Source organism: Clavibacter rahimiani (genome assembly GCF_052654495.1).
Window position 1 is genome coordinate 1,642,626 of record NZ_CP199790.1, and the last position, 17,153, is coordinate 1,659,778.

General features: G+C 73.8%; 14 protein-coding genes and 1 pseudogene. 14 read left to right on the forward strand and 1 reads right to left on the reverse strand.

Annotation, left to right across the window (positions count from 1 at the left end):
• From ACT7CP_RS07815 to leuA, 11 genes are all read left to right on the forward strand, one after another.
• Nucleotides 1-753, forward strand: a complete 753-nt coding sequence (locus tag ACT7CP_RS07815; protein WP_445441802.1) for a 16S rRNA (uracil(1498)-N(3))-methyltransferase — start codon at nt 1-3, stop codon at nt 751-753.
• A gap of 28 nt (nt 754-781) precedes the next feature.
• Complete coding sequence (locus tag ACT7CP_RS07820; RefSeq protein WP_445441803.1) at nt 782-1,141, forward strand: histidine triad nucleotide-binding protein; 360 nt, start codon at nt 782-784, stop codon at nt 1,139-1,141.
• On the forward strand, nt 1,128-2,171 hold the full coding sequence (locus tag ACT7CP_RS07825) for a PhoH family protein (protein ID WP_413963067.1): 1,044 nt from the start codon (nt 1,128-1,130) through the stop codon (nt 2,169-2,171). Before ACT7CP_RS07820 ends, ACT7CP_RS07825 begins: the two co-directional genes overlap by 14 nt.
• Nucleotides 2,168-2,629, forward strand: coding sequence for an rRNA maturation RNase YbeY (ybeY, locus tag ACT7CP_RS07830; protein WP_413963066.1), 462 nt, complete (start codon nt 2,168-2,170; stop codon nt 2,627-2,629). The genes ACT7CP_RS07825 and ybeY overlap by 4 nt, the downstream gene beginning before the upstream one ends.
• A gap of 10 nt (nt 2,630-2,639) precedes the next feature.
• Nucleotides 2,640-3,962 carry a hemolysin family protein gene (locus tag ACT7CP_RS07835; RefSeq protein ID WP_445441804.1) on the forward strand — a complete coding sequence of 441 codons (1,323 nt, stop codon included), beginning with the start codon at nt 2,640-2,642 and terminating at the stop codon, nt 3,960-3,962.
• Complete coding sequence (era, locus tag ACT7CP_RS07840; protein WP_445441805.1) at nt 3,955-4,989, forward strand: GTPase Era; 1,035 nt, start codon at nt 3,955-3,957, stop codon at nt 4,987-4,989. The genes ACT7CP_RS07835 and era overlap by 8 nt, the downstream gene beginning before the upstream one ends.
• Before the next feature lie 108 nt (nt 4,990-5,097).
• Nucleotides 5,098-6,576 (forward strand): sensor histidine kinase, encoded by a 1,479-nt coding sequence (locus ACT7CP_RS07845; protein ID WP_413963063.1) that lies wholly within the window; start codon nt 5,098-5,100, stop codon nt 6,574-6,576.
• A 65-nt stretch (nt 6,577-6,641) separates the two neighbouring features.
• The gene (locus tag ACT7CP_RS07850; RefSeq protein ID WP_413963062.1) at nt 6,642-7,328 is read left to right on the forward strand and encodes a response regulator; all 687 of its coding nucleotides are present in this window, start codon (nt 6,642-6,644) and stop codon (nt 7,326-7,328) included.
• Between the two features lie 81 nt (nt 7,329-7,409).
• On the forward strand, nt 7,410-8,813 hold the full coding sequence (locus tag ACT7CP_RS07855) for an alpha/beta hydrolase (protein ID WP_445441806.1): 1,404 nt from the start codon (nt 7,410-7,412) through the stop codon (nt 8,811-8,813).
• Complete coding sequence (locus ACT7CP_RS07860) at nt 8,810-11,377, forward strand: bifunctional lysylphosphatidylglycerol flippase/synthetase MprF (protein ID WP_445441807.1); 2,568 nt, start codon at nt 8,810-8,812, stop codon at nt 11,375-11,377. Before ACT7CP_RS07855 ends, ACT7CP_RS07860 begins: the two co-directional genes overlap by 4 nt.
• Nucleotides 11,378-11,544: 167 nt before the next feature.
• Nucleotides 11,545-13,311 (forward strand): 2-isopropylmalate synthase, encoded by a 1,767-nt coding sequence (gene leuA / locus ACT7CP_RS07865; protein ID WP_413963059.1) that lies wholly within the window; start codon nt 11,545-11,547, stop codon nt 13,309-13,311.
• A 99-nt stretch (nt 13,312-13,410) separates the two neighbouring features.
• Here the strand turns inward: leuA and ACT7CP_RS07870 are convergent, their stop codons facing one another.
• Nucleotides 13,411-14,088, reverse strand: a complete 678-nt coding sequence (locus ACT7CP_RS07870; protein WP_413963058.1) for a trimeric intracellular cation channel family protein — start codon at nt 14,086-14,088, stop codon at nt 13,411-13,413.
• Between the two features lie 115 nt (nt 14,089-14,203).
• Between ACT7CP_RS07870 and recO the strand changes: the two are divergent.
• The 3 genes and pseudogenes from recO to ACT7CP_RS07885 form a co-directional block, all read left to right on the forward strand.
• Nucleotides 14,204-14,920: pseudogene (recO, locus tag ACT7CP_RS07875) on the forward strand (DNA repair protein RecO); the annotation flags it as partial.
• A 200-nt stretch (nt 14,921-15,120) separates the two neighbouring features.
• Nucleotides 15,121-15,987 carry an isoprenyl transferase gene (locus ACT7CP_RS07880; protein WP_445441808.1) on the forward strand — a complete coding sequence of 289 codons (867 nt, stop codon included), beginning with the start codon at nt 15,121-15,123 and terminating at the stop codon, nt 15,985-15,987.
• Nucleotides 15,988-15,997: 10 nt separating this feature from the next.
• Nucleotides 15,998-17,113, forward strand: coding sequence for a Gfo/Idh/MocA family protein (locus ACT7CP_RS07885; protein ID WP_413963056.1), 1,116 nt, complete (start codon nt 15,998-16,000; stop codon nt 17,111-17,113).
• Nucleotides 17,114-17,153 lie beyond the last annotated feature (40 nt).

The following is a 17,153-nucleotide window of genomic DNA, read 5'->3' on the forward strand; positions in this document are numbered from 1 at the left end:
GTGGCGCACTTCTACCTCGCCGACGACATGGGCGCGAGCGACCTCGCGGTCGACCGCGTCATCGTGCTCACCGGGCAGGAGGCGCGGCACGCGGTGATCGTGAGCCGCGTGCGCGCGGGGGAGGCGCTCCTCGTCGGCGACGGGCGCGGCACCGTCGCGTCATGCACCGTGACGTCGGCGGCCGCCCAGCGCCTGGAGCTCCGCGTCGGATCGGTGGAGGCGCACCCGGCGCCGTCCCCGCGCGTGGTCCTCGTGCAGGCCCTCGCCAAGGGCGACCGCGATGAGCTGGCCGTGCAGGCCGCCACCGAGCTGGGCGTGGACGCCGTGATCCCGTGGCAGGCGCAGCGCTCCGTCTCCCGCTGGGAGGGCGCGAAGGTCGCCAAGGGCCGGGAGCGCTGGCGCGCGATTGTGCGCGAGGCCGTGAAGCAGTCCATCCGGCCGCGCGTGCCCGAGGTCGAGGAGCTCGCGAGCACGAAGGACCTCGTGCGCCTCGCCGCCACCAGCCGCGTCCTCGTGCTCGACCCCACGGCCGAGGCGCGCCTGTCCCGCCTCGACCTGTCCGCCCCGGCCGGCGGGCCGGCGACCGACGTGCTCCTCGTCGTCGGACCCGAGGGCGGCATCAGCCCGGCGGAGGTCGAGTCGCTCCGCGCGGCCGGCGGCGTCCCCGTCGCGCTCGGGTCGGGGATCCTCCGCACCTCCACCGCCGGGCCCGCCGCGCTGGCGCTCGTCAACGCCGCCCTCGGGCGCTGGTGACCCCGCGGGGCGCGCGTAGGCTGGGCGCATGAGCGAGACCCGAGAGCCCACCGTCTTCGAGCGCATCGTCGCCCGCGAGATCCCGGCCGAGATCGTCGCGGAGACCGACCGCGTCATCGCGTTCGAGGACATCGCGCCGAAGGCGCCCGTGCACGTGCTCGTGGTGCCCAAGACGCCGACGTACCGCGACGTCGTCGAGCTCGCCGCGGGTGACCCCGGGCTCCTCGCGGAGGTCGTCGAGGTCGCCTCGCGCGTCGGCGCCGAGCGCGCGGGCGGCCAGTTCCGCCTCGTGTTCAACACGGGCGAGGACGCCGGGCAGACGGTCTTCCACGTGCACGCGCACGTGCTCGCCGGCTTCGGCGGCTCGGAGGACCATGTCGGGCTCTGACCCCCGGGGCGGCGCCGACGCGGATCGCGTGGAGCAGACCGCGACCGTCGACGGCGTGCTCATGGTCCGCCTGCTCGGACCCCAGGACCGGCTGCTCCGGCAGATCGAGCGCGAGCACCCGGACGTCGACGTCCGGGTCCGCGGCAACGAGATCACGCTCGTCGGCACACGGGCGGGCGTCGCCGCGGCGCGCCGGCTCATCGACGAGGTCGTGACGATGGTGGAGGACGGACAGCACGTGGAGCCCCAGGAGATCGAGACGAGCGCCAGGCGGCTCGGCGAGGACGACGCGCGGACCCTGTCCGACGTGCTGAGCGAGGCCATCGTGCAGTCGCGCGGCCGCACCGTCCGCCCGAAGACGCAGGGTCAGAAGGAGTACGTGCAGGCGATCGACGAGAACACGATCGTGTTCGGCATCGGCCCCGCCGGCACGGGCAAGACCTACCTCGCGATGGCCAAGGCCGTCCAGGCGCTGCAGCGCAAGGAGGTCGAGCGGATCATCCTCACGCGTCCGGCCGTCGAGGCCGGGGAGCGTCTCGGCTACCTGCCGGGGTCCCTCACCGACAAGATCGACCCGTACCTCCGGCCGCTGTTCGACGCGCTCAACGAGATGATGGATCCCGAGCTCGTGCCGAAGCTCATGGCCTCCAACACCATCGAGGTCGCGCCGCTCGCCTACATGCGCGGCCGCACGCTGAACAACGCGTTCGTCGTGCTCGACGAGGCGCAGAACACCACGCCCGAGCAGATGAAGATGTTCCTCACGCGCCTCGGCTTCGGCTCGAAGATGGTCGTCACCGGCGACATCACGCAGGTCGACCTGCCCACGGGCTCGAGCGGACTGCAGCTCGTCACGCGCGTGCTGGACGGCATGGACGACATCCACTTCTCCCGCCTCACGAGCGACGACGTCGTGCGGCACACCCTGGTCGGCCGCATCGTGGACGCGTACACGCGCTACGACGCGGAGCGCCAGGCCGCCGACCACCTCCGCGCCGAGCGCCGCACCGCCCCTGGGAGCACCCGATGAGCATCGAGATCAACAACGAGTCGGCGATCGAGGTCGACGAGCCCGCGATCCAGCGGCTCGCGACCTACGCGCTCGACACCCTGCACGTGCACCCCGACGCCGAGCTCGCCATCGTGATGGTGGACGAGGGCGCGATGGAGCAGCTCCACGTGCAGTGGATGGACGAGCCGGGCCCCACCGACGTCCTCAGCTTCCCCATGGACGAGCTGCGCCCCGGCACCGAGGACCGTCCGACGCCGGCCGGGCTCCTCGGCGACATCGTCGTGTGCCCGCAGGTCGCCGCCGAGCAGGCCGTCACGGCCGGGCACTCGACGCTCGAGGAGATCCTGCTGCTCACGACGCACGGGATCCTCCACCTGCTCGGGTTCGACCACGCGGAGCCCGACGAGGAGCGCGAGATGTTCGGCCTCCAGCGCGACATCCTGATCGGGTTCGCCATGAGCGAGCGCGGTCGCTGACCCGCCGCCGATGCTCGCCCTCCTCCTCCCCGCCTTCCTCCTGGTCGTCCTCGGCGGCCTGTTCGCCGCCGCCGAGTCCGCGATCTCCTCGCTGTCCCGCGCGGACATCCAGGAGCTCGCCCTCACGTCCCGGGCGCGCCGCTCGATGCTCGCCATCTCCACGGACACCGGCGCGTACGTCAACTCGCTGAGCTTCGTCCGCATCGTCGCGGAGACGAGCGCGGCCGTGCTCGTGACCCTGGCGCTCGCGTACACGATCGAGCGCTGGTGGATCACCCTGCTCGTGGCCGCCGCGATCATGACCGCGGTCTCGTTCGTGCTCGTCGGCGCGAGCCCGCGCTCCGTCGGCCGGGTGCACGCGCGCCCGCTGCTCGCGTGGACGGCGCTGCTCGTGCGGGGGATCCGCGTCTCCATCGGACCCGTCGCCGACGCCCTGGTCGCCCTCGGCAACCGGGTCACGCCCGGGCGCCCCAAGACCGTGGCCACCTTCACGAGCGAGGAGCAGCTCCTCAGCATGGTCGACGAGGCCACGGAGCTGGAGGTGCTCGAGGAGGACGACCGCGAGCTCATCCACTCCATCTTCGAGTTCAACGACACCGTGGTGCGCGAGGTGATGATCCCGCGCACCGACATGGTCGTCGTGGAGCAGACGGTGCACGTCGGCAGCGCGCTCGGCGTGTTCCTGTCCCGCGGGATCTCGCGGGCGCCCGTGACCGGACGCGACTCCGACGAGATCGAGGGCGTGCTCTACCTCCGCGACCTCGCCCGCATGGTCTACGAGCGGCCCGAGGAGGCCGAGCGCACGACCGTGGACCAGCTCGCGCGCCCGGCCGTGTTCGTCCCCGAGTCCCAGAAGGCCGACGCGCTCCTCCGCCAGATGCAGCTGGAGTCGAACCACCTCGCCATGGTCGTCGACGAGTACGGCGGCATCGCCGGCCTCGTGACGCTGGAGGACCTCATCGAGGAGCTCGTGGGCGACATCAGCGACGAGTACGACCGCGACGTGCCCGAGTACGAGGACCTGGGGGACGGCGTGTACCGTGTGAGCGCCCGGCTCCCCATCGACGAGCTGGGCGACCTGTTCGGCCTCGAGCTCGACGACGACGACGTGGACAGCGCCGGCGGCCTCCTCGCGAAGACGCTGGGGCGGCTGCCCGAGCGCGGGTCCGTGGCGCACGTCGGCGGGCTCGTCCTCACGGCCGACCGGGTCGAGGGGCGCCGCACGCGCATCAGCACGATCCTCGTCGAGCGCGACCGCGCGGTCGACGCCGACGACGACCACGAGGCGGCCCCCGCGGGCGCCGCCGCCAGCAGAGGACACGACCATGACTGATCCCCGGGACGACGACACGGCGGGCCCCACGACCGACGACGCCACGACGGCGGCGCCCGCGCCGCTCTCCGACGAGGCCTGGGGCATCGACCGCGACGCCGAGCCCGCGCGCACGGCACGCAAGCCGCGCGGCGGGGCCCCGGCCTACCGCGCCGGCTTCGTCTCCTTCGTCGGCCGCCCGAACGTGGGCAAGTCCACGCTCACCAACGCGCTGGTGGGGGAGAAGGTCGCGATCACGAGCTCCAAGCCGCAGACGACCCGGAAGGCCATCCGCGGAATCGTGCACCGTCCCGACGGGCAGCTGATCCTCGTCGACACCCCCGGCATCCACCGTCCGCGCACGCTCCTCGGCGAGCGGCTGAACGCGCTGGTGCAGACGACGCTCGGCGACGTCGACGTCATCGGCCTGTGCATCCCCGCGGACGAGCGGATCGGCCCGGGCGACCGCTTCATCAACGAGCAGCTCGACGAGTACCCGCGCGCCCGCAAGATCGCCATCGTCACGAAGACCGACTCGGCCTCGCGCCACGCGGTCGCCGAGCAGCTCCTCGCCGTGCAGGAGCTGCGCGAGTGGGACGCCATCGTGCCCGTCTCGGCCGTGGAGGCCATCCAGCTCGACGCGCTCGTCGGCGAGCTCCTGAAGGCGCTGCCCGTCTCCGAGCAGCTCTACCCGTCGGACGCCGTCACCGAGGAGGGGCTCGAGGCCCGCATCTCCGAGCTGATCCGCGAGGCCGCGCTCGAGGGCGTGCAGGACGAGCTGCCGCACTCCCTCGCCGTCACGATCGACGACATGATCGAGCGCGAGGACAAGGAGCTCCTCGAGATCTACGCGAACCTCTTCGTCGAGCGGGACAGCCAGAAGGGCATCGTCATCGGCGCGCAGGGGTCCCGGCTCAAGCACGTCGGCCAGGTGGCGCGCGCCCAGATCGAGCCGCTCGTGGGCAAGCGCGTGTTCCTGTCGCTGCGCGTGAAGATCGCGAAGGACTGGCAGCGCGACCCGAAGCTGCTCGGCCGCCTCGGGTTCTGACCGACCGGCGGCGTCCGCGTACATCGCGCGGATGAGATCGGGGAGGCTGCGCGGGGATCCTCGCCTCCGGAGGCCGCCCGGCCCCCGCGCGGCACGTACGGTGGTCGCATGCTCCGCCGGATCCCGAGGTACCAGCTCGTCCTCGACCTCGTCCTCGCCGCGGCGTTCGTGGCCGTGCTCGCGCCGGGATCGATCGGCGTCGCCGCCGCGAGCGCGTTCGGGGTCTTCGCCTTCCAGACCTCCGGGATCTCGCTGCTCCTCGTGCTCGTCATGGGCGCGGCCCTCGCCGTGCGCCGCCTGTCGCCCGGCCTGTCGCTCGCCATCGCGTGGGCGGGCGCGGCCTTCCAGATGAGCCGGGGCGGCGGCGTGGAGCCCGGCGACCTCGCCATCGCGGGCGTCGTGTACTGCACCGCCGCGTACGGCGGCCGGGTCGTCCGCGCGCTGGGTCTTGCCTCCGCGATCGTCGGCGGCGTGGTCGCCGCGCTGTACCTCTCCTACGCGTCCGGCCGCGTGCCCATCGGGAGCGCCGCCTTCAGCACGGGGGAGTGGGCCTCGTTCGTCACCCTCTTCCTGTTCCTGCTCCTCTGCGCCTGGAGCGTGCTCCTCGCGTCGTGGACGGCGGGCCGCCTCGTCGTCGCCTCCCGCGCGTCGCACGCAAGCCGGGACGCCCAGGAGGCGGCCGAGCGCGACCAGGCCCGGGCGCTCCACGACGTCGTCGTCGAGCAGGAGCGCAACCGCATCGCGCGGGACATGCACGACGTCGTCGCGCACTCGCTGGCGGTCGTGATCGCCCAGGCCGACGGGGCGCGGTACGCCCGGCTGGTGGATCCCGACGCCGCGGACCAGGCGCTCCGCACCATCTCCACCACCGCCCGGCAGGCGCTCGGCGACGTGCGGATCCTGCTCGCGCAGCTCCGGCACAGCGAGGACGACACCCCGCAGCCCGAGCTCAAGGAGCTGAGCGACCTCATCGACCAGATGCGCTCCACCGGCCTCACCATCTCGTTCGGCGAGACGGGCCAGCCCGGCGCCTTCGGGACGGGGCAGCAGCTCGCCGTGTACCGGATCGTGCAGGAGGCGCTCACCAACGCCCTGCGCCACGGCGACGTCGCGCACCCGGTCGAGGTGGAGCTCGCGTGGGAGCCCGACGGCGTCTCGGTCGCCGTGCGCAGCCGCACGCTCCCGGACCCGGTGCGCCCCGCCCGCACCACGACGGGCATCATCGCCCTGCCCGTGCTGCCGCCCGCGCCCACTCCGCCCGCGCAGCCGGTGGGCCACGGCCTGGCGGGCATGCGCGAGCGCGCGACGCTCTCCGGCGGCCGGTTCTCCGCGGGCGTGCGCGAGGGCGTGTGGACCGTCTCGGCGTGGATCCCCTTCGCCCCCGCCACGCGCCCCGTGCCGCGCGTCCCCGTGGCGGGCGCGGGCGCCGACCCGGGCAGCCGGCCCCTCACCCTCGACGAGCTGTTCCCGCCGGAGGCCGCCGCGGCCGGCACGGCGACGCCCGGCGCGCCGACCAGCCCGCACCGCACGGCCGCCGCGCGCGGGGCGGCCCGCCGCACCCGCGACGACCGGCCCGCCGGATCCTGACCCGTCCCCTCCCGCCCGTCGCGTCCGCGACGCGCTCCCACGCCGACCACGATCGAAGGACCCCCGTGCCCACCCCACCCATCCGCGTCGCCCTGGTCGACGACCAGGCCCTGTTCCGCACGGGCGTCCGCATGCTCATCTCCTCGCAGGCCGACCTGGAGTTCGCGGGCGAGGCCGCCAACGGGCAGGAGGCCGTCGACCTCGCGCGCAGCGAGCGTCCCGACGTGATCCTCATGGACATCCGCATGCCCGTGATGGACGGGATCCAGGCCACCGCCGAGGTCCTGCGGGCGGCGGACGCGCGCGGCGACCGGCCGCCCCGGATCCTCGTGCTCACGACCTTCGACCTCGACGAGAGCGCCGCGCGCGCCATCCGTGCCGGCGCCAGCGGCTTCGTCCTGAAGGACGCCGACCCCGAGTTCCTGCTCGCGGCCATCCGCACCGTCCACGCGGGCAACTCCGTCATCGCGGCCTCGGCGACCCGGCAGCTGCTCGAGCACTTCGACCCCGGCTCCCAGCCGCGGGTGGCGCCGCCGGCCTTCGCCGCGCTGACCTCGCGCGAACGGGAGATCTTCGTCCTCGCCGCCCGGGGCCTCAGCAACGCGGAGATCGCGCAGGCCGAGTTCCTCAGCGAGGCCACCGTGAAGACGCACGTGAGCCGGATCCTCGCGAAGCTCAGCCTCCGCGACCGCGTGCAGCTCGTGGTCTTCGCGTTCGAGCACCGGCTGACCGGGACGCGGCCGGGAGACTAGCCGCTCCCGCCCCCTCCGGGGCGCTCGCATCCCCGTCGGGTAGATTCCGACCGCCCATCCGCCCGCGCCCAGAGGAACCCCGTGCTCCACGATCTCGAAGAGCTGTCGCTGACGTCCGCCTCGACGGTCACCGCGACCACGCTCGCCCCGCTCCTCGGCCTCCTGCTGGTCGCCCTCGTCGCGCGGCGCGCGCGCCTCCTCACCGGCGCGCATGCCGTCGACCCCCGGCGCACCGCCGGCTGGCTCGCGCTCGGGGCGCTCCTCGGCTCGCTCGGGGGCCTCGCCCTCGCCTATCTGCTCGGCGACGTGATGGACCTGTTCGGGGTGGTGCTGTCCGTCCCCACCCGCGGCTGGACGGCGATCGGCGGCATGGGCCTCGGCATCGTGGTGGTCGTGCTGGTCCGCAGCCGCAGCAGCGTCACGGGAGTGGGCGGCACGGACGCGCCGCCGCGACGGATCCGGGTCCTCCACCGCGTCCTCGCCGTGCTCGTGGTACCGCTCGTCGTGCTCACCTCGGCGATCGGCATCAACACCGACCTCCAGGAGTTCCCGAACGTGGCGGCCGCGTTCGGGCTCACGCGCGTCGGGCCCCTCGACATGTCCGACCTGCCGTCGGCGCAGCCGGCGCCCGGTGACCCCGCCCCCGACGCGACCGTGCCCATCGAGGAGTCGTGGACGCCGGCGGAGGAGCTGCCCGTCCGCGGCCGCGTCGGCACCGTCAGCATCCCGGGCACCGTCTCCGGTTTCTCCGCGCGCGACGCCCTGGTCTACCTGCCGCCCGCGGCCCAGGTGCCGGACGCGCCCGACCTGCCCGTCATCGTCGCCATGTCGGGGCAGCCGGGGAAGCCCGTCGACCTCATCGCCTCCGGCCGCTTCGACACGATCCTCGACGCGTACGCCGCCGCGCACCACGGCATCGCGCCCATCGTGGTGATGCCCGACCAGCTGGGGTCCTCCGACGCCAACCCCATGTGCGTCGACTCCCCGCTCGGGAACTCGGACACCTACCTCTCGGTGGACGTGCCCGCGTGGATCCGGGCGAACCTCCGCGTGCTCGACGACCGGACGGCGTGGTCGCTGCTCGGCTTCTCGCAGGGCGGCACGTGCGCCGCGCAGCTCGGCGCGACGCACCCGGACGTCTTCGGGGCCTTCGTCGACATCTCCGGGGAGATCGGCCCGTGGGCGGGACCCACCACCATCGACGTCGCGTTCGGCGGCTCGCACGACCGGTACGCCGCGTCCATCCCGTCCGCCCTCATGACGAGCCGCGCGCCCTACGCCGACAGCCAGGCCGTGTTCTGCGTCGGGGAGCAGGACGCCGGCTACCGGCCCGGCGTCGAGCAGGTGGAGGCGGCCGCGGCGGCCGCGGGCATCGACTCCCGGTTGAGCATCTCGCCGGGCAGCGCGCACGACTGGGGCACGGTCAAGTGGTGCATCGGCGACGCGCTGCCCACGCTCGGCCAGCGCCTGGGCCTCACCCGATGACGGCACGACCGCGGCTCCTCACCGCGCAGGGCGCCGCCCGCGCCCTGGGCGCGCGCCTCGTCGCGCAGCCGGTGACGCTCGGCATCGCCGGCGTGATCCTCGTGCTCGCCGTGCTCCCGGCGGTGTCCGAGGTGTGGCGCCGCGTCGTGCACCACCAGCTGGCCACGGGCTACGTGGCCGTCGTCGAGCGCGGGCACTGGTGGACCACCGCGACGGCCGCGTTCCTCACGGACGGCCCCGTCGAGCTCGTGGTCTCCCTCGTCGCCGTGCTGGTGCTCGTGGGGGTGGCCGAGCGGCTCATGGGCTGGTGGCGCACGCTCCTCGGCTTCGTGCTCACCGGCACCGTGGGCTCCCTCCTCGGCATCGCCGTCCAGGCGCAGGGCCTCGTGGACGGCGAGCTCTGGTCGCACGGCGTGCGCGGCATCGTGACGGCGGATCCGCTCACCGCGGTCGCCGGCGTGCTCGCGCTCTCGAGCGCGTGGGCCGGCGTGCTGTGGCGTCGGCGCATCCGCGTGGTGCTCGTGGTCGTGGTCCTCGTGTTCCTGCTCTACTCGGGCCAGCCGTCCGACCTCTACCGCCTGCTCGCGATCCTCGTGGGCGGCGTCGTCGGGGCGCTCGTGCACCGGCCCGCGGGCGGCGCGCGCTGGCAGCGCAGCTCCCACCACGAGGTCCGCGTCATGCTCGCCACCGTCGTCGCGATCCTCGGCACGGGCCCGGTCATCGCCCTCCTGTCCCGCAGCCGCTACGGCCCGCTCGCGCCGATCGCGCTGCTGTTCGTGGACGACCGCGTCCCCGGCGACGCCATCTCCACCCGCTGCCTCTCGAGCGACTTCACCCACGACTGCCTGCAGGAGATCATGCTCGCCCGCATCGGGGGAGGCGCAGGTCCCATCCTGCTGTCGGTCGCGCCGCTGCTCGCCCTGCTCGTCGCGGCCTACGGACTGGCGCGCGGCCGCCGCTTCGCGGTGTGGCTCGCCGTGAGCGTCAACCTGCTCCTGGCGGTGCTGTCGGCGTACGCGTTCGGGATGCTCGTGCACCGCGACATGGTGTCGGCGCGCCTGTCCGCGTCCCCGTCCGCGCACCCGGAGGCGGTGGCCGCGCTCGTCGCGTCGGTGATGCTGCCGCTCGGCAGCGCCGTCGTGCTGGTGCTGCTGCGCCGGCACTTCACGATCCTCTCGACCGCGCCCGCGATCCGGCGGTTCCTCGTGACCACGGGCGCGGCGCTGGCCGGCCTCATGGCGCTGTTCGTGGCGGTGGGGCTCGCGCTCTCCGACGGGTTCACCCGCACGGTCGACCTCAACGACCTGCTCGCGGAGGCGCCCGACCGCTTCATCCCGGCGTCGTTCCTGCGGGGCGAGTCGCTGGATTTCCTCCCGACCGACCCGATCACCGACGTCGTGTACCGCGGGGTGGGGCCGGCGTTCTGGATCATCCTGGTCATCGCGAGCCTCCGCGCCATCGCGGACGTCCGCATGGCCGCCGTGCCCCGGGCGCAGGCGCTCGTGCGGCCGGCGCTCCGGCGCGGCGCGATCGGCTCGCTCTCGCACATGGCCACCTGGCCGGGCAACTCCTACTGGATCGCGGCCGACGGCCGCACGGTCGTCGCCTACCGGGTGGTCGGCAGCGTCGCGATCACCACCGCGGCGCCCCTCGGAGCGCCCGCCGACGACGACCGGGCGCTCCGGGACGTGCTCGGCCAGTTCGCGCGCTTCGCCGACGACAACGGGTGGACGCCCGTCTTCTACAGCGTGCCCGCGTCCCTGGCGCCGCTGTTCCACGACATGGGCTGGGAGACGCTCGTCGTCGCCGAGGAGACCGTCGTGCGGCCGGGCACCTGGCAGACCACGGGCAAGAAGTGGCAGGACGTCCGCACGTCCATCAACCGCGCCGACCGCGCCGGCATCCGCGCGGAGTGGACCACCTGGGCCGAGCTCCCGCTCGCATGGGCCAGCCAGATCGAGCAGATGTCGGAGGAGTGGGTCGCCGAGAAGGAGCTGCCCGAGATGGGCTTCACCCTGGGCGGCGTCGAGGAGCTGCGCGACCCGCAGGTGCGCCTCATGCTCGCCGTGGACGCCGACGACCGCGTGCAGGCCGCCACCAGCTGGCTGCCGACCTGGCGCGACGGCGAGGTGGTCGGCTGGACCCTCGACTTCATGCGCCGCCGGCCGGACGGCATCAACGGCGTCATGGAGTTCCTCCTCGCCCGCTCCGCCATGCGCATGAAGGAGGACGGCATCGCGTTCATGAGCCTGTCCGCGGCGCCCCTCGCGCAGACCCGCGCGGCCTCCTCCGCGACGGGCGGCGGGTCGGCGGACCCCGGCGAGGAGCGGCAGGAGGGCGCGGTCGAGCGGATCCTCGAGTTCCTCGCCGACTCGCTGGAGCCCGTCTACGGCTTCCGCTCGCTGCTGGAGTTCAAGCGCAAGTTCCAGCCGGAGCTCGTGCCGCTGATCATGGCCTACCCCGACCCGACCGCCCTGCCGACCGTGGGCCTCGCGCTCACGCGCGCGTACCTCCCGTCCACGTCGGTGCGCGACCTCACCCGCGTCCTCCGCTCGGCGCGCTGACTCTCGGGGCGGCGGCCGCCCGCGGTGCGCGCACGCGCGGGGCCGGTGTACCGTGGTGGGCATGCAGTCCGGCCGCCTCCTCCTTAGTCGCCGCGGCGAGGCCTGATCCGGCCCTCCTCGTCGCGGAGTCCCGTCACGGCTGACCCGAATTCGACGAGGAGACGACCATGAAGAACACGCAGACCCCCAGCGGGATGCCGATCCACAAGTACCGCCCGTTCCACGAGCAGATCGCCGTGGACCTGCCGGACCGCACCTGGCCCACCCGCCGGATCACCGAGGCGCCGCGCTGGTGCGCGGTCGACCTCCGCGACGGCAACCAGGCGCTCATCGACCCGATGAGCCCCGAGCGCAAGCGCATCATGTTCGACCTGCTCGTGCGCATGGGCTACAAGGAGATCGAGGTCGGCTTCCCGTCGGCCAGCCAGACCGACTTCGACTTCGTGCGCAGCCTCATCGAGGAGGACGCGATCCCGGAGGACGTCACGATCCAGGTCCTCACGCAGGCGCGCGAGCACCTCATCGCCCGCACCTACGAGTCGATCCGCGGCGCGAGGCAGGCGATCGTCCACCTCTACAACTCCACGAGCGTCCTGCAGCGCGACGTCGTGTTCCGCACCGACCGCCAGGGGATCATCGACATCGCGCTCGAGGGCGCCCGGCTCTGCAAGCGGTACGAGGAGACGATCCCGGACGTCGACGTCTACTACGAGTACTCGCCGGAGAGCTACACGGGCACCGAGCTCGAGTTCGCCGCCGAGATCTGCAACCGGGTGATCGAGGTGCTCGACCCGAGCCCCGAGCGCAAGGTCATCATCAACCTGCCCGCCACCGTCGAGATGGCGACCCCGAACGTCTACGCCGACTCCATCGAGTGGATGTGCCGCCACCTCGACCGCCGCGACGAGGTCATCGTGTCGCTGCACCCGCACAACGACCGCGGCACCGCCGTCGCGGCCGCGGAGCTCGGCTACCTGGCCGGCGCGGACCGCATCGAGGGCTGCCTGTTCGGCAACGGCGAGCGGACCGGCAACGTCGACCTCGTCGCGCTCGGCATCAACCTGTTCACGCAGGGCATCGACCCCCAGATCGACTTCAGCGACCTCGACGCGATCAAGCGCACCGCCGAGCACTGCAACCAGCTGGCCGTGCCCGAGCGGAGCCCGTGGGCGGGCGACCTCGTGTACACGGCGTTCAGCGGATCGCACCAGGACGCCATCAAGAAGGGCTTCGAGGCGATGGCCGCCGACGCGGCCGCGCAGGGCGTCACCGTCGACGACATCCCGTGGGCGGTCCCGTACCTGCCGGTCGACCCGCAGGACCTCGGCCGCTCCTACGAGGCCGTGATCCGCGTCAACTCGCAGTCCGGCAAGGGCGGCGTCGCGTACCTGCTGAAGGCCGACCACTCGCTCGACCTGCCGCGCCGCCTGCAGATCGAGTTCTCCGGCGTCGTGCAGGCCAAGACCGACGCCGAGGGCGGCGAGGTCACGAGCGCGCAGATCTGGTCGATCTTCCAGGACGAGTACCTGCCCGCGCCGCTCGACCGCGCCGAGGACAAGTGGGGCCGGTTCGAGCTCACGTCCACGCGCACCTCGAGCGACATGGGCGGGACCGTCTCCCTCCAGGTCGAGCTCCGCGACGGCGACGAGGTGCGCGGCGCCGAGGCGTCCGGCAACGGCCCCATCGCCGCGTTCCTGCAGGTGCTCGCCGACCAGGGCGTCGACGTGCGGCTCCTCGACTACGTGGAGCACGCGCTGAGCGCGAGCGGCGACGCGCGGGCCGCGTCCTACGTGGAGCTCGAGGTCGACGGCGTGCGGCTCTGGGGCGTCGGCATCGACGAGGACAGCTCGACGGCGTCGCTCGAGGCGATCGTCTCGGGCGTCAACCGGGCGATCCGCCGGGGCGTCCGGGAGCCGGAGCTCGCCGCGGTCTGATCCGCAGGGCACCACGTCGACGACGGCCGGGCGGCGACGCCCGGCCGTCGTCGTGCGCGCGCTCCGCGCGGGGAGCCCGTCCGGCGGCGGTGCGCCCGGTCAGCGGCGCGGGCGCGGGCGACGCAGCGCCGTGAACCGGAGGCGGCTGAGCGCGCGCTGCTCCGGCAGGCTCCAGCCGAAGCGCACCGCGAGGAGCCGCGTGGTGGCGGTCACGGCGACGCAGACGATGGCCGCGACCCACATGGGGACCCCGAAGGCCGCCAGCGCCACCACGATGACCGCGCCCACGAGCGCGGCGACCGCGTAGAGCGAGCCCACGTGCATCATCGCGATGGGCAGGTTGAGCAGCAGGTCGCGGACGAACGAGCCGCCCACGGCCGACACCACGCCGATGAAGACCGCGGGCACCTCCGGCACGCCCGCCGCGAGGGCCTTCGAGGTGCCGATCGCGCAGAACAGGCCGATGGTGAGCGCGTCGAGCACGGTGATGACGACGTCGAGGCGCGTGAAGATCCGCTCGAGCAGCATGCCCCCGAGCGCCGCCGCCACCGCCACGAGCATGAGCCAGTTGCTGGAGAGCGCGGCGGGCGTGACGTCGAGGAACACGTCGCGGAGCAGGCCGCCGCCGAGGCCCGTCGCCGTGCCGATGATGGCGACGCCGAGGAGGTCGAGCCGCCGGTCGCGGAAGCCCGCCGCGAACATGGCGCCCTGCAGGCTGCCGATGCTGACCGCCAGGAGGTCCGCCCAGAGCGGGATGGTGAGGGGGACGGGATCCATGGCCTCCCCTTGATAGCACAGCCCGGCCGCCCTCCCGGGCCGGGTGACGCCCCGCGGCCCGTCGGCGGCCCGCGCGGCGGCGGGGGAGGTCGCACGCGGGGCGGATAATCGACGGGTGCCCCTCTACCGTGACGAGATCGTCGTCCTGCGCACCCACAAGCTGGGCGAGGCGGACCGGATCGTCACGATGCTCTCCCGGCAGCACGGCAAGATCCGCGCCGTCGCGAAGGGCGTCCGCCGCACGCAGTCGAAGTTCGGCGCCCGGCTCGAGCCGTTCATGGTCGCGGACGCGCAGTTCTTCGAGGGCCGGACCCTCGACATCATCACGCAGGCCGAGTCCATCGCGTCGTACGGCGCCCTCATCGCGAGCGACTACGGCAGCTACACGGCCGCCAGCGCGATGGTCGAGACGGCCGACCGCGTCACCGAGGACGAGGGGTCGCTCCAGCAGTACCTCCTCCTCGTCGGCGCGCTCCGCTCGCTCAGCCGCCGCGAGCACGGCGCGAGCCTCACCCTCGACTCGTACCTGCTGCGGAGCCTGTCGATGGCCGGGTGGGCGCCGAGCTTCCAGGACTGCGCCGTGACGGGGGCGCCCGGTCCGCACTCGGCGTTCGTCGTGCAGCTCGGCGGCGTCGTGGCCGACGCGGCCGCCCCGCCCGGCTCCCCGCGGCTCGACCCGGACACGCTCGCGCTCCTCTCGGCCCTCCTCACGGGCGACTGGCGGCACGCCGAGGCGGCCACGCTCCGCTCGCAGGCGCGTGCCAGCGGCGTCGTGGCGGCGTACGCGCAGTGGCACCTCGACCGGGGGATCCGCTCTCTCGGCCTCGTCGACCGCAGCGACGCGCGGCAGCTGCTCCCCGCGACCGAGCAGCCCGTGCCGCTCGACGCGCCCGACCTCGACGCCCGGGATCCGGATCCCGCCGCGGCCCTCGCCGCCGCCACCGCGTCCGTCGTGCGGGGCACCCCGCGCGACGCGGACCCGGAACCCGACGACACGACCGCCGACCGCCCCCGAGCACAGGAGACGACCCCATGAGCCGACGCCCCGAGGTCCCCGGCCGCACCGACCTGCCGCTCGACTGGACGGGGGAGCAGCCGCCCGCGATCCCGGCCGACCTCGTGCCGAAGCACATCGCGGTCGTCATGGACGGCAACGGCCGCTGGGCGAACCAGCGCGGCCTCCCGCGCACCGCCGGGCACCAGGCGGGCGAGGAGGCGTGGTTCGACACCGTCGCGGGCGCCGTGCAGCTCGGCGCGACGCACCTGTCCGTGTACGCGTTCTCGACCGAGAACTGGAAGCGGTCGCCCGCCGAGGTCCGCTTCCTCATGGGCTTCAACCGCGACGTGATCCACCGCCGCCGCGACCAGCTGAACGCCTGGAACGTGCGGATCCGCTGGGCCGGTCGCCGTCCGCGCCTCTGGCGGAGCGTCATCGACGACCTGCAGGTGGCCGAGGAGATGACGAAGCACAACACCGGGATGACGCTCACGATGTGCATCAACTACGGCGGCCGGACCGAGATCGGCGACGCCGTGAGGCGCATCGCCGAGGACGTGGACGCCGGGCGGCTCAAGGCGTCGCGCGTCGACGAGCGCACCATCCAGCGCTACCTCTACCTCCCCGACGTGCCCGACGTCGACCTCTTCATCCGCAGCTCCGGCGAGCAGCGCACGAGCAACTTCCTGCTCTGGCAGTCGGCGTACGCGGAGATGGTCTTCCTCGACCGGCTCTGGCCGGACTTCCGCCGGAAGGACCTCTGGGACGCGGTCGAGAGCTACGTGCACCGCGACCGCCGGTTCGGCGGCGCGGTGGACGCGCACGCGGGCGACGCCGACGAGGGGTCCGCGGAGGACCCGGACGGCCCCGCCGAGGGCGACCCGGCGGCCGCCCCTCAGTAGCATCGGGGACGTGAGCACACCCGACACCGCGCCCCGTCCCTCCGCCGCCACCGCCGCATCGACCCCGGGCGCCGACGCGCCCATCCGCGTCGGGATCGTGGGCTACGGCCTCGCCGGCCGCGTCTTCCATGCGCCGTTCCTCCAGGCGAGCCCCGAGTACCGGATCGCGCTCGTGTCCACCTCGGACGCCGACCGCGCGGCGCAGGTGCGGGAGCGCCACCCCGGCGCGGACGTCGTCGCGACGGCCGACGAGCTGTTCGCCCGGTCCGGCGAGCTCGACATGGTCGTCATCGCCTCGCCCGCCTCCGCGCACCTCCGCCAGGGGCTGCAGGCCCTCGACGCGCACCTGGCCGTGGTGATGGACAAGCCGTTCGTCGCCACCGTCGACGAGGGGCTCATGCTCATCGAGCGCGCCGAGGCGCTGGGGCTCCCGTTCTCCGTGTTCCAGAACCGTCGCCTCGACGGCGACTTCCTCACCGCCAAGGCGCTCATCGAGTCGGGGCGCCTCGGCGAGGTGCACCGCTTCGAGTCGACCTTCGAGCGCTGGGGCGGACCCGTGCGCGACCGCTGGCAGGACCGCGAGACGCCGGCCGACGCCGCCGGCATCTCCTACGACCTCGGCAGCCACCTCATCGACCAGGCCCTCGAGCTCTTCGGCCCGGTCGTCGACTTCGCGGCCGAGCTCGCGACCGTGCGCGAGGGATCCGCGAGCGACGACGACGCCTTCTACTCGCTGCTGCACGAGTCGGGCGTGCAGTCGCACATCACCGTCAGCCGCGTCGCCGCGCTGGCGGGCCCCCGCTTCCGCGTGCTGGGCACCGCGGGCGCGTACGCCGTGCACGGCCTCGACCCGCAGGAGCCGCTGCTGAAGGACGGCGCGTCGCCCACCGACCCCGGCTTCGGCGAGGCGCCCGAGTCCGAGTGGGGCACGCTCGTCGAGGCGTCCGGCGACCCGGCGGGGGAGCGGATCCCCACCGAGCGCGGCCGCTACGCCGACTTCTACGCCGCGATGGCCGACGCCGTGCGCGGCCGCGGGCCGGTCCCCGTGGAGCCGCGCGCATCCCTCGAGACCGTCCGCATCGTCGAGCTCGCCCACCGCCGCACCGCCGGCGACGACGAGGACTGAGCGGACCCGCCCGTAGACTGGGGGCCGCCTTTCCCGGCGA